Raw genomic sequence first — 13757 nt, 5'->3', positions numbered from 1 at the left:
GCTGTCCTCTCAATGCGCGCCGGAATCCGGCGCTCCTTCCAATGTCAGGGCGCGCACGACACGCTCCATGCGCATGAAGCGCGAACCCTTGACGAGAATCGTGTCCTGCTCGTGTTGCCGGCCGGCGTCGACGCCCGGCCATGCCGACAGTGCGGCGATGAGACCGTCGACGGAATCGCAGTGCACCGCGTGTTCGCCGAAAGCCCGCACCGACTCGCGTGTTTCTTCACCCAGCGCGAAGAGCGCATCGATGCCGCGCTCACGCGCATACGCGCCGATCTCGCGATGGAACGCCGTCGCGTGATCGCCGACTTCGCCCATGTCGCCGATCACGATCGCGCGGCGTCCGGATTGCGCGGCCAGCACGTCGATCGCGGCGCGCATCGAATCGGGATTCGCGTTGTACGTATCGTCGATGACCGTCATGCCCGTGAACGGAGCGAGCGCCGCGCGCTTGCGCTGCAGGCGCCCCGTCACCGGTTCGAACGCTTCGAGCCCCGCGCGGATCGCGTCGAGCGCGACACCGGCCGCATAGGCGGCGGCCGTGGCCGCGAGCGCGTTGCGCAGGTTGTGGTCGCCGATCACGTTGAGCGCGACGTCGAGCGCGCCGGCGGGCGTATCGATATGAAGCCGTCCGTCGGACTGGCGCCGGCCGCGCACGGCCGCCGTGTCGTGATCGAGCGCGAAATCGACGATCTGCCGGTCCGTCGCGGCCACGCGCCAGATCCCCGCGTAGGCGTCGTCGGCGGGAAATACCGCGTGACCGCCGTCGGGCAGCGCGTGAATCACGCTCGCGTGTTCGAGCGCCACGGCCTCGACCGTCGCCATGAATTCCTGGTGTTCGCGCTGCGCGTTGTTGATCAGCGAAATCGTCGGCTGCGCGATGCGCGCGAGCACCTCGGTCTCGCCGGGATGATTCATGCCGAGTTCGATGACGGCGAGCCGGTGCGACGCCCGCATCCGCAACAGCGTCAGCGGCACGCCGATGTCGTTGTTCAGATTGCCCGCCGTCGCAAGCCGCGCGTCGTCGCCGACGGCCGCCGCGAAAATCGACGCGATCATGCCCTTGACCGTCGTCTTGCCGTTGCTTCCGGTGACCGCGACGACCGGCAAGGCGAACTTCGCGCGCCATCCGCGCGCGAGGTCTTGCAGCGCCACGCGCGTATCGCTGACGCGCAGCGCGGGAACGCGCCAGTCGGCGGGACTGCGCGAGACGAGCACGGCCGACGCGTGGCGCTCGGCCACCTGTCCGAGGAATTCGTGCGCGTCGAAGCGATCGCCCTTGAGCGCGACGAACAGATCGCCGGGGCCCGTCGTGCGGCTGTCCGTCGAAACACGATCGAGCGGCGTCGTTTCGTCGCCGAGTATCGTCGCGCCCGGAATCAGCGTCGCGGCTTCGCGCAAGGTCAGCATGCTCATGCGCCCTCCGCGTGAGGTTTGGTCGCGCGCGCGGATAGCGCGAGACGTGCATGATCGAGATCCGAGAACGCGCGCTTGCGGCCCATGATCTCTTGCGTCGCTTCATGACCCTTGCCGGCGATGACGACGACGTCTTCGCGCGCCGCCGCGCGGATCGCCTGCAGGATCGCGCTCGCGCGGTCCTCGATCTTGCGTGCGCGCGCCGGATCCGACATGCCGGCCGCAATCTGATCGATGATCGCTGCGGGGGCTTCGGAGCGCGGATTGTCGCTCGTGATGACGATCTGGTCGGCGCGTCGCTCGGCGATCGCGCCCATCTTCGGACGCTTGCCCGCATCGCGATCGCCGCCGCATCCGAACACGCAGACGAGGCGTCCGCCGCGGACCTGCGCGACGGGGCGCAACGCGTCGAGCGTCTTGTCGAGCGCATCGGGCGTGTGAGCGTAGTCGATCACGACGAGCGGCTCGTCGGCCGCCGTCTTGCCGCCGATGCGTTGCATGCGGCCCGGCACGGACTCGACCTTCGCGATCTGCGCGAGCGCGGCGTCGAACGGCACGTCGCTCGCCAGCAAGGCGCCGAGCACGGCGAGCAGATTGTCGACGTTGAATGCGCCGAGCGTCGCGACTTCGAGATCGGCCGCGCCCCAGTCGGACTCGAGATGAAACGCCGTGCCGCGCGCCGTGGCGCGAATATCGGTCGCGACGAGCGATGCGAACGCCGCGTCGCCGGCGCCCGTCGCGCGCACGACATCGTGCGCGTCCCATGAGCCGATACCGTAGGCAATGGCCCGCACACCGGCCGGCAACGACGCGAGCAGGCGCACGCCCGCCGGATCGTCGCGGTTGATCACGGCGGCCTTGAGCCCGGGCCAGTCGAACAGACGCGCTTTCGCGGCTTCGTAGGCGTCGAGCGTGCCGTGGTAGTCGAGATGATCCTGCGTGAGATTCGTGAAGACCGCGACGTCGAACGCGACGCCGTTCACACGGCCCTGATGAAGCGCGTGCGACGACACTTCCATCGCCACCGCCTTCGCGCCGTCGCCGCGGAGTCGCGCGACGACGCGCTGGAGTTGCGGCGCATCGGGTGTCGTGAATCCCGTCTCGACGAGATGCCCCGCGAGCCCGACGCCGAGCGTGCCGACGACGCCGCATGGAACGCCCGTGGCGCTCAACGCATGCGCGATCCAGTGGCTGCACGACGTCTTGCCGTTCGTGCCCGTGATGCCGATCACCTGCATCGCCTCGCTCGGTTCGCCGTACCAGACGCTCGCGATCGGACCGGCGAGCCGGTCGAGGTGATCGACGGGCAGCACGTGCTCGATCGACGCGGGCGGCTTGAGGCCGCCGGCCGTGTGCCAGAGTGTGCAGACCGCGCCGTGATGACTCGCGGCCGCGGCGTGCGCGCGATTGTCTGCGCCGTCGACCGCATACGCGACGAACACGTCGCCTGCGGCAAGCGAACGCGAATCGGCGTGCAGGTTCGCGCTGCTCGCGACATGCGTGCGCAGCCATGCGACCGCGTGCGCGACCGCTTCCGCGTCGCGCGACGCGTCGTACCGGATATCGTGCGGCGTACGGGCGCTCATGCCGTCACCTGCCGCGGCATGCAACGGGCGAACGGCCCGAGGGCCGTTTCCGATGTTTTCCGTGTTTCAAACATGATGCGTGTCATGGCGTCCTCTTCGCGGGCGCGGGCCCGCTCGTCGTGAACGCGACTTTCTGTTTCTGCACGCCGGCCGTCGGGGCCGGGGCGTGCGCCTTGATCGTATCGGTTGCCGAGGGCGTCGGATCCTGGACCGTGGTCACCGGCGTTGTCGATTTGATCGGCAGGTCGGGCGCGACGTTCAGCGCGCGCAGCGTATCGCCGGTGATCGACGAGAACGCCGGCCCCGCGACCTGGCCGCCGAAGTGCGAGCCGCCCGAAGGATCGTCGATCGACACCGCGACGACGACGCGCGGCGCCGACATCGGCGCGATACCGACGAACGAGGCGCGATAGTGCGCGTGGTCGTAGCCGTGCGGACCGTGCTTGTAGGCCGTGCCGGTCTTGCCGCCGACGCTGTAGCCGGGGACTTCGGCATCGGGCGCGGTGCCGCCGGCCGCGGTCACGTTCATCAGCATCTTGCGGACTTCGCGCGCGGTCGTCGGCGAAATGACCTGCGGGCCGTCGGTGGTCGCGTCGGTCGCGTTCTTGTAGATCGTCAGCGGGATGAATTCACCGTCGCGCGCGAACATCGTATAGGCGCGCGAGAGCTGGAACAGCGAGACCGAGATCCCGTAGCCGTACGCCATCGTCGCCTGTTCGATGCGACGCCAGCTCCGCCACGGGCGCAGACGCCCCGCGACGGCGCCGGGGAAGCCGATTTTCGGCGCCTGTCCGAAGCCGACGCTCGTGAACATGTTCCACATGTCCTCGGGCTTGAGCGTCATTGCGATCTTCGTCGTGCCGATATTGCTCGATTTCTGGATCACGCCCGCGACGGTCAGCACGCCGAAATTCGAATCGTCCGTGATCGGCGCGCCGTCGAGAATAAAGCGGCCCGGGCTCGTATTGACGATCGTGTCGGGCGTCACGTGGTGAAGATCGAGCGCCAGCGCGATCGTGAACGGCTTCATGATCGAGCCCGGCTCGAACATATCGGTCAACGCGCGATTGCGCAGTTGCTCGCCGGTCAGGTGCGAGCGGTCGTTCGGGTTGTAGGTCGGATAGTTGACGAGCGCGAGCACCTCGCCCGTGCGGACGTCGATGACGATCGCCGCGCCGGCCTTCGCGTTGTGCTTCTCGACGGCCGCCTTGAGGTCCGTGTAGGCGATGTACTGGATCTTGCTGTCGATCGAGAGCGTCAGATCCTTGCCGTTGCGCGGCACGGCGAGTTCGTCGACGTCCTCGACGATGCGTCCCATGCGGTCCTTGATCACGCGACGGCTGCCCGGCACGCCGTTGAGCAATTGCTGCATCGACAGCTCGACGCCCTCTTGCCCCTCGTCCTCGACGCTCGTGAAACCCACGAGGTGGGCCGTGATCTCGCCTTCGGGATAGAAGCGCTGATATTCGGTGCGCTGATAGATGCCGGGAATCTCGAGTTGGGAGATTTGCTGCGCGACGTCGATCGGCACCTGACGCTTCACGTAGACGAAATTCTTGCCGTCGGCGAGCTTCGCGTGCAGCTCCTTCTGCGACATGCCGAGCAGCTTGCCGAGGTCGGCGAGCTTGCCGGGCGCGAGATCGTCGGGCACGTCTTCGGGAATCGCCCAGATGGCGCGCACCGGCAGGCTCGTCGCCAGCACGAGTCCGTTGCGGTCCATGATGCGGCCGCGCGTCGCCGGGAGTTCGAGCGTGCGCTGATACCGGCTTTCGCCTTGCTTCTGATAGAACGCGTTACCGGGCCCCTGAATCCAGAACGCGCGGGCCGCGAGTGCGGCGAACGCGACGAACAGCAGAAACACGACGAGCTTCGAGCGCCACATCGGCAGCCGAAGCGTGAGGATCGGGTTCGGCGTGAAGCGAACGGACTTGTTGCCGGGCGTCTTCTTCATTTCGACGCTCCGTTCGGATGCTTGGCGTTCGCGGCGTGCTTCACGGCCTTCGTCGGCGCGCTCGCGGCGTGCGCGCGGCTGGCCGCGGACTTGTCGGCCGTCGCGCCGCTTGCCGCGACGCTGCTCGCGGCGGCCTTGCTTGCGGCCTGGCTGGCCGAACTCGCGCCGATGACCGCGCGCAGATCGCTGCTCGTCGCGGGATTCGGGTCATCGCCGACGCCCGAGGCGATCGCCATGCCGTTGGCGGCCCCGCCGGACGCAGCCGCCGCATCGGTGTCGGACGCCGCCGCTGCGGCACCAGGCACAGCCGACGCCGCATCGACCGTCAGATACTGGGTCCGGCCGGCCGTGACCGTTTCCATCTTGAGTTCGGACGTCGCGGTGTCTTCGACGCGCGACGTCTTCGAAAGCGAGCTCTGTTGATACTGGAGTTGGGCGAGATCCTGCTGGAGCTGACGCTCCTGCATCTGCGCGCGACCGAGCGAGATGAACAACTCGCGTTGGCGGTTGGTCGCATTGACGACGGACAGGGCGCAAATCACGACGACGAGCAGCAGGAGCGCATTGAGGCGGCTCACGGCGCCACCCGTTCGGCAACGCGCATGACCGCGGAACGCGCGCGAGGGTTCGCGGCGATTTCTGTTTCGCTCGGCATCACGCGGCCGAGCAGCTTCAACGGCGGGACGGGGAGTTCCGAAGCGCGCAGGGGTAGCCGGCGGTCGAGCGGAGGCACGCTCGCCTGCGATTGCATGAATCGCTTGACGATACGGTCTTCGAGCGAATGAAAGCTGATCACGACCAGCCGCCCCCCTTGCTCCAGTGATGCCAATGCCGCTTCAAGTGCTACTTGCAGATCCGCAAGCTCTTGATTGATGAAAATCCGTATAGCCTGAAAGGTCCGGGTAGCGGGGTCCTTACCCTTTTCGCGCGTCTTGACGGCGTGAGCCACGATCTCGGCAAGCTCGCGTGTGCGGGTGAGAGGACCGAGCCGGTCGGATGCTGACCGGCGAGCAACAATCGCCTTTGCAATCTGAAAAGCAAACCGTTCTTCCCCATAATCGCGAATCACCTCCGTCAGTTCTTGCTGCGTCGCGCGTGCGAGCCAATCCGCGGCCGACTCGCCGCGTGTCGTGTCCATTCGCATATCGAGCGGACCGTCGTGGCGGAAGCTGAACCCGCGAGCCGGATCGTCGAATTGCGGCGACGACACGCCAAGATCGAGCAGCACCCCAGACACCTTCTGAATCCCACGCTCCGCGAGCGCGTCGGACAGCGTCGCGAAGCTGTCGTGCACGATCTCGAAGCGCGCATCGCCGATCGCCTGCGCCGTTGCGATGGCCTGCGGATCCTTGTCGAATCCGACGAGCCGAGCGCCGTCGCCAAGCTTGCCGAGCACTGCGCGGCTATGCCCTCCCCTGCCGAACGTGCCGTCGACATAGATGCCGTCGGCGCGCCAGACGAGCGCATGGACCGCCTCCTCCAGCAGCACCGTCTGATGCTGCAGTTGCTGATTCGAAACGTCGGTCATCGCGGCACGTCAAAAAGTAAAGCTCTTGAGCGCATCGGGCATGCCCTGCGCCATCGCCGCTTGTTCCTTCGCGTCGTACGTCTGCTTGTCCCAGACTTCGAAGTGGCTGCCCATGCCGAGCAGCATCACTTCGCGTTCAAGATTCGCGGCCGCGCGCAATTCGGGCGACACGAGCACGCGTCCCGCGCCATCGACTTCGACATCCTGGGCATTGCCGAGGAAAATCCGTTTGGTCCAGGTCGCCTCATACGGCAATGCGGCGACGCGCGCGCGGAAAACTTCCCACGCGGGGCGCGGAAACAGCAACAGGCAGCCGTCCGGGTGCTTGGTCAGCGTAACCCGGCCTTCTGCCTGTTGTTGCAGCGCTTCGCGATGACGAGCCGGGACGGACATCCGCCCCTTCGCATCGAGAGTTAGCGCTGACGCCCCTTGGAACACGACTCTTTCCCCCTGATCTCACACAAAAATACACTTTGCGACACTGTTTCCCACTTTAGTGGAACGTCCAAGGCGGGTCAAGCAACTTTGCCGGACGAAGGCAGCGTTTTTGCGTGTTAGAACAACGACTTAGCGACGGTTGTTGAGGCAGGTTCAAATCGAAAAAGCTATAAAAATGAAGGCGCTAATTGCGCTAGTGAAAGTAATGCTTGAGAAACGGCCCGGTCGACATCGGCGCGCGAGGTTTTCTCGCGCGAAACCGAATAAACGCGGGTCAGACCGAAAACCGTAAGGGGCGGGAATGTTGCGCCGAATTTCGGGATGTTGCGACGAGCTCGGGTTGGCTCGGGTTGGCTCGGGTTGGCTCGGGTTGGCTCGGGTTGGCTCGGGTTGGCTCGGGTTGGCTCGGCTCGGCTCGGCTCGCGGTCCGGTCCGGTCCGGTCCAGTCCAGTCCAGTCCAGTCCAGTCCAGTCCAGTCGCGGTCGAGGATCGAGAATCGAGGTCGGAGGTCGGAGGTTGACGGTCGGGGGTCGGGGGTCGGGGGTCGGGGGTCGGGGGTCGGGGGTCGGGGGTCGGGGGTCGGGGTCGAAGTCGGAGGTTGACGGTCGAGGGTCGAGGGTCGAGGGTCGAGGGTCGGGGTCGGGGTCGGGGGCGCCGGCGCGCGGACTCGACCTGGTCGCGTCTCACGACATGCTTCACGAATCGCCACGACGACTCGGCACGCATATGCGCGAGACCTTGAGATCGACGCGGGCGAGACAATGCACGCAACTCGGGCGACCGGCCGCGAGCATCGCGCGCCCTCGATACCGGACACCCGTCTGAAAACACGGACCACGGCCGGATATCCGCTCGAACGAACGAACGCACGCGTCTCGTTCGCGGCACGGCGCCCCGCCAGCGCGCTTTAAATATAGTAAGCCGTGCGCGTCATGACCTTCGACGCCGCGCGCATCAACGACCTGACCGGCAGCGGGAGGTCGACGCCGCCGGCCGCGGTGGCGGCATGGGCGTGTGCGGCCTCGTCGTCACGCATCTGCGCGACGATCGCGCGCGACGCGACATCGCGTGCCGGCAACGTCTCCAAATGGCCGGCGAGGTGCTGCTCGACCTGGCGTTCGGTTTCGGCCATGAAGCCGAGGCTGATTTTGTCGCCGAGCAGGCCCGCGACGACACCGATCGCGAGCGAGCCCGTGTACCAGAACGGATTGAGCAGGCTTCGGCGCGCGTTGAGTTGCTCGATGCGCTCGGCGGTCCAGGCAAGGTGGTCCTCTTCTTCGCGCGCGGCATGCTCGAAGCCGCGCCGCAGCGTCTCGGAACGCGCCGTGAGTTTCTGGGCCTGGTAGAGCGCCTGCGCGCAGATCTCGCCGACATGATTGACGCGCATGAGTCCCGCCGCATGGCGCGCTTCGGCGGGCGTGAGGACACCGGCCGGCAAATCGGACGATACCTCGGGCTCGGCGGCGTCGGAACGCGCCGGGTCGGCGGATTCGACGACCGTGGGCACGGAAAGATCGAGGTGCGCGGCGGGCGACGGACGCGCGGCGCGAATGACACCGGTCAACGACCGCAGTCCGCGGTCGAATTCGGTGATAAGACTGTCAAAGTTCATGGCGGATCGGCTTACGTCTGCAAGCCGTCACCATACCACCGGTCGGCGTCCGGCACGCGCAAACTCAGGCCTTGCCGTCGCGCAACTCGCGGCGCAGGATTTTGCCGACGTTCGTCTTGGGCAGTTCCGTGCGGAACTCGACCGTCCGGGGACGCTTGTAGCCCGTCAGCCGTTCTTTGCAGAAATCGATCAAGTCCGATTCGGTCAACGCCGGATCTTTTTTGACGACGAACAGTTTGACGGCTTCGCCCGAGTTGCTGTCGGGCACGCCGACCGCGGCGACCTCGAAGACGCCCGGATGCTGCGCGACGACGTCCTCGACCTCGTTCGGGTAGACGTTGAATCCGGAGACGAGAATCATGTCCTTCTTGCGGTCGACGATCCGGATTTCGCCCGTATCGAGCACGCAGCCGATATCGCCCGTCTTCAGATAGCCGTCGTCCGTCATGACCTTGGCGGTCTCGTCGGGCCGGTTCCAATAACCCGCCATGACCTGCGGACCCTTGACGCAGATTTCGCCGGGCTGGCCGAGCGGCACTTCATGGCCGTCGTCATCGCGGATCGAAACGTCGGTCGAGGGCATCGGCAGGCCGATCGTGCCGGAGTAATGCGTCCAGTTGGACGGCGTGCACGAGACGACGGGCGAAGCCTCCGACAGACCATAGCCTTCGAGAATCGGCGCCCCGGTCGTGGCCATCCAGCGTGAGGCGACGGCCTCCTGGACCGCCATCCCGCCGCCGCTTGCCGCCACGAGATTCGAGAAATCGAGCGTCTTGAATTCGGGGTTGTTGAGCAGCGCGTTATAGAGCGTGTTGACGCCGGGGAACGTCGTGAATCGGATGCCGCGCAGCGATTTGATGAGTCCCGGGATATCGCGCGGATTCGGGATCAGCACGCCCATGCCGCCCGTGCGAATCGTCAGCAGGCCGCCCGAGTTCAGGGCGAACACGTGATAGAGCGGCAACGCGACGACGCAGATGAACTGTTCGATGTCGGGCTTCTTGAGTTTTGCGGGCTGGAGCCAGAGATCGGACTGGATCACGTTGGCGACGATGTTCCGATGCAGCAGGATCGCGCCTTTCGCGACGCCCGTCGTGCCGCCCGTGTACTGGAGGAACGCGATCGCGTCGGGGCCGACCGGCACGCGCTTGAACGCACGTGCGTCGCCGTGCGCGAGCGCGTGCTTGAAGCTCACGTGTCCGGGCAGATTCCACGCGGGGACCATCTTTTTGATGCTGCGTACGACGAAATTGACGATAGCGCCCTTCGGTCCGAGCATGTCGCCCATCGTCGCGACGACGATGTGTTTGATGGCCGTGTTCGCGACGACCTTCTGAAGCGTCGTCGCGAAGTTTTCGAGGATGATGATCGCTTCGGCGCCGCTGTCCTTGAGTTGGTGTTCGAGTTCGCGCGGCGTGTAGAGCGGATTGACGTTGACGACGGTATACCCCGCGCGCAGCACGGCCGCGAGCGCGATCGGGTATTGAAGCACGTTCGGCATCATCAGCGCGATGCGCGCGCCGGGCTGGAGTCCCTTGGACTGGAACCAGGCCGCGAGCCTGACCGAGTACTCGTCGAGTTCGCGATACGTTATCGCCTTGCCCATGCAACTGAAGACCTGGCGATCTCGGTATTGCTTGAAGCTTTCTTCGAAGAGTTCAACGAGCGACGGATAAATGGACGTATCGATTTCCGCCGGCACGCCGGGGGGGTACGACTTCAGCCAGATACGGTCCATGCATGTCTCCTCTTCTGTTTTCGAATGGTCGTGCTAAAACGCGATGCTATCCGGGCGCCGGCGAGCAGGCAACGGGTCGGACTAGACGCAGGCCTCCAGACGCGCGCGCCGAACCGGCGCTCGGGCCGCGGTGATCGGACGATATCGCGGGTTTCGCATGGCGTCGAGCGTCATGGTGTCCGGGGAATCACCATGAGGCGGAAACGGTTGCGGGTGGGAGGCGTGAGCTGGACGCGGTGGCCCATCCGCGTCGTACGGTGTCCGTCGTCGCGTATCGCCCTGACGTCCGAGACGCATCCCGGCATCGATCGGCCTGCCGCGGAACCGAGGATGCAATCGGCTCCGCGCTGAGCGAGCGCGCCGAGCCATTCGCGCCGAGCCGAACTCATCGCTTTCTTGCCCCCCTAGTGATTGCTCGTTTGTCGATTGCTCGATTCGTCGATTTCTCTATTGCGCAACCCCGCTAGCGCCTATGCGTTTTGGGCGTTTGGGCGTTTGGGCGTTTGGGCGTTTGGGCGTTTGGGCGCTTAGGCACTCGGGCACTCGGGCACTCGGGCACTCGGGCACTCGGGCACTTGGGCACTTGGGCACTTGGGCACTTGGGCACTTGGGCACTTGGGCACTTGGGCACTTGGGCACCGCATTACCTGACCACCTCTACACCCTGCCGCTTCAGCGCTTCGCCCCCGAGTAGTCGATCACGCTCCCGCGTCACAATGGCGCGCGCCGCCGATGTCGGCGTCAAGCCGCTTGACTCGCCATTCGATCGAGCGGCGCGATGTCGACGAGGCAGTCATAGAACGTCGCCCCGCCGCCGAGGTCCGTCAAGGCCTGACTCGTGAGCTGGTTCGTATTGCGGCCGTCCGCCGAGAGTTTCTTCCACCAGATCGAGAGCCCGACGACGACACCGGTGCGCGCACCGTCGGTGACGCGCGCGATCAGTTCGACTTCGCCGCGGTCGTTGAACACGCGCACTCGCGCACCGTCGACGATGCAGCGAGCGGCGGCGTCGTCCGGATGAATCTCGATGCGCGGCTCGCCGATCGGACGCCGCAGGCTTTCGACATTGACGAAGCTGCTGTTCAGAAAATGGCGGGCCGGCGGCGAAATGAACGTGAGCGGATAACGGCCGGCGAGCGCGGGATCCGATGCCTTGGATTCGTAAGGCGGCAGATAGTCGGGGAGCGGGTCGAGACCTTCGCGTTCAAGCCGCGCGGAATAGAACTCGCACTTGCCGGAGGGTGTCGGAAAGCCGCCCTCGGCAAACGGCGCGTCGGGAAGGGCGAGCTTGACCCAGCCGTCGCGAATCAAGGTGTCGTAATCGGCATGCGCAAGCGACGGGTGGCGCCAGTTGAATGCCTGCCGCGCAATCTGTTCGTCGGTTTCGTAGAGCGCGGGCGTCGCGAGGCCCATGGCGCGCGCCAGGCCTCGGAAGATTGCGGTGTTCGGGCGCGCCTGCCCAAGCGGCTCGATCGCCGGCTGGTTCACCATCAGATAGGTGTGCCCGTACGCCTTATGGACGTCGAAATGTTCGAGCTGTGTCGTGGCCGGCAAGAGGAGATCGGCGTAGTCCGCGGTATCGGTCTGAAAATGCTCGAGCACGATCGTGAACAGATCCTCTCGCGCGAATCCTTGCGCGACTTTCGCCGACTCGGGGGCAACCGCGACGGGATTCGAGTTGTAGACGATCAGGGCCTCGATCTTCGGTCCGAACGCGGGATCGCCCGGATGGCAGAGCGCGTCGCCGATCGCGCTCATATTGATCGAGCGAGGCAGGCGGCCCGGAGATCCGGGCAACAGGTCGGGCCGCGTGATCGCCGCGGCATTCACCGGGGCGAATCCCGACGACGAGAGAAGCAGCCCGCCGGCCGGATGTCGCCACGCGCCGGTCAGCGACGGCAAGCATGCGATGGCGCGAACGGCGTTTCCGCCGCCGCGTGCGCGCTGCATGCCGTAGTTGAGGCGAATCGACGCGGGGCGAATGGTTCCATAGTCGCGAGCCAGGCGAACGACAACATCCGCTTCGATTCCGCAAATATCGGCGACGCGTTGGGGGTCGTAGTCGGCCGCGCGGGCCCGGAGCGCGGCAAAGCCTTCCGTGTAACGCGCAATGTAGTCGTCGTCGATCAGGCCGTCGCGGATCAGGACATGCATCATGCCGAGCGCAAGCGCCGCATCCGTGCCGGGTTGCAACGCGATGTGCTCGTCGCATTTCTCGGCGGTCAACGATCGATAAGGGTCGATCGCAACGAGCTTCGCGCCGCGCCGACGCGCTTCCTGTGCTCGCATCCAAAAATGCACGCTCGATACGACCGGATTACTGCCCCAGATCAGGATCAGCTTGCTGTCGACGAAGTGCTCGAGATGCATGCCGACGCTTGCGCCATAGGTGTATTTCAGTCCGGTCGCACCGGCTGTCGCGCAGATCGTGCGTTCGAGCACCGACGCGCCGAGCACATGAAAAAAGCGCGCGGCAATGCTCTCGCCCTGCACGATGCCCATCGTGCCCGCATAGCTGTAGGGAAGAATGGCTTCGGGACAGCGTTCGGCGATCGGTTTGAGCTTTTGCGCTGCGAGTTCGAATGCGGCGTCCCAGCTGATCGGCTCAAAACGGCCTTCGCCTTTCTTGCCGACGCGACGCATCGGCTGAGTCAGACGGCCAGCGTGGTAGGTTCGCTCGGTGTATCGCGACACCTTCGTACAGAGCGCGCCGTTGGTCGGCGGATGATCCGGGTCACCGTACACCTTGACGGCTTTACCGTGTTCGACGGTAACGCGAAGTGCGCATGTATCGGGACAGTCGTGAGGGCAGACGGCATTCACGACGCCTGGGGTGAGGTTCATGCCACGTTCTCGAAAGCGATAAGGGAAGACTTGATGCTACGCCGATCGAGGCGCCGGACAGAAATGATCGCTGCCGTCACACGGACGTGGACGCGAATGGAATCGTGTTCTTGTACCGGTCTTCCGGCTTGCAAAGCGCTTAGGGACAAAGGCCGCGGCGCCGTCGATCTCTCCGGGCGTCCGCGTCAATGGTCGCGCCATGGGAAACGTGCGTGCATCGGGCGTGTCACTGGTTTGGTGATTTAGCGTGCGAGCGGTTTGTCGTGCAGTTGACGCGACGTAGGAACACTGAGGCTCACAAGGCGAAATGGCGAGCGCAAGTCACTGGCGCAAGTGAGGGGCACGAAAGCAAAAAACGCCCTGCCCGGATGACTAGCGCCGCTGAGGCAGACACGCCGCAACGCTTTGACGCCTTGGGGGCTAGCAGAAGCGCTCGCGCGGTTCTGGTGATGGCGCTTCGAACGTGAACGCCGCTACGTGGGCTCATGGGCGCGCGGGCGAACCCGGTGCAACGAACTGACGCGCGCGACTCAGGTGCGCAAAACGGCGCTTAAAAGCAAAAAGCCCTGCTCGGATGAGCAGGGCTTTCTGGTGTTAAACAGCCTGACGATTACCTACTTTCACACGGGAACCCGCACTAT

General features: G+C 65.5%; 8 protein-coding genes and 1 pseudogene. All 9 read right to left on the bottom strand.

Annotation, left to right across the window (positions count from 1 at the left end; translation table 11 throughout):
- Positions 1–9: 9 nt before the first annotated feature.
- The 9 genes and pseudogenes from D7S86_RS21020 to D7S86_RS20970 all read right to left on the bottom strand — a co-directional run bounded on the left by D7S86_RS21020 (position 10) and on the right by D7S86_RS20970 (position 13116).
- Positions 10–1419 (bottom strand): UDP-N-acetylmuramoyl-tripeptide--D-alanyl-D-alanine ligase, encoded by a 1410-nt coding sequence (locus tag D7S86_RS21020; protein WP_121088991.1) that lies wholly within the window; start codon positions 1417–1419, stop codon positions 10–12.
- The gene (locus tag D7S86_RS21015; RefSeq protein ID WP_121088989.1) at positions 1416–3005 is read right to left on the bottom strand and encodes a UDP-N-acetylmuramoyl-L-alanyl-D-glutamate--2,6-diaminopimelate ligase; all 1590 of its coding nucleotides are present in this window, start codon (positions 3003–3005) and stop codon (positions 1416–1418) included. The genes D7S86_RS21020 and D7S86_RS21015 overlap by 4 nt, the downstream gene beginning before the upstream one ends.
- Before the next feature lie 82 nt (positions 3006–3087).
- Positions 3088–4956: a peptidoglycan D,D-transpeptidase FtsI family protein gene (locus D7S86_RS21010; RefSeq protein WP_121088987.1), complete on the bottom strand. Its 1869-nt coding sequence runs from the start codon at positions 4954–4956 to the stop codon at positions 3088–3090.
- A gap of 242 nt (positions 4957–5198) precedes the next feature.
- Positions 5199–5534: pseudogene (gene ftsL, locus D7S86_RS30295) on the bottom strand (cell division protein FtsL); the annotation flags it as partial.
- Positions 5531–6484: a 16S rRNA (cytosine(1402)-N(4))-methyltransferase RsmH gene (rsmH, locus tag D7S86_RS21000; RefSeq protein WP_121088983.1), complete on the bottom strand. Its 954-nt coding sequence runs from the start codon at positions 6482–6484 to the stop codon at positions 5531–5533. The gene rsmH and the pseudogene ftsL, both read right to left, overlap by 4 nt.
- Positions 6485–6493: 9 nt before the next feature.
- Complete coding sequence (gene mraZ / locus D7S86_RS20995; protein ID WP_121088981.1) at positions 6494–6922, bottom strand: division/cell wall cluster transcriptional repressor MraZ; 429 nt, start codon at positions 6920–6922, stop codon at positions 6494–6496.
- A gap of 907 nt (positions 6923–7829) precedes the next feature.
- Positions 7830–8534: a 2-polyprenyl-3-methyl-6-methoxy-1,4-benzoquinone monooxygenase gene (gene coq7 / locus D7S86_RS20985; protein WP_121088977.1), complete on the bottom strand. Its 705-nt coding sequence runs from the start codon at positions 8532–8534 to the stop codon at positions 7830–7832.
- A gap of 64 nt (positions 8535–8598) precedes the next feature.
- Positions 8599–10272 (bottom strand): long-chain fatty acid--CoA ligase, encoded by a 1674-nt coding sequence (locus D7S86_RS20980; RefSeq protein WP_121088974.1) that lies wholly within the window; start codon positions 10270–10272, stop codon positions 8599–8601.
- A gap of 741 nt (positions 10273–11013) precedes the next feature.
- A complete protein-coding gene (locus D7S86_RS20970; RefSeq protein WP_121088969.1) occupies positions 11014–13116 on the bottom strand; it encodes a molybdopterin-containing oxidoreductase family protein in 2103 nt (700 codons plus the stop codon).
- Positions 13117–13757 lie beyond the last annotated feature (641 nt).

This window comes from Pararobbsia silviterrae (genome assembly GCF_003628125.1).
GTDB classification, from domain to species: Bacteria; Pseudomonadota; Gammaproteobacteria; order Burkholderiales; family Burkholderiaceae; genus Pararobbsia; species Pararobbsia silviterrae.
This window is presented reverse-complemented; position numbering and strand designations above follow the sequence as displayed.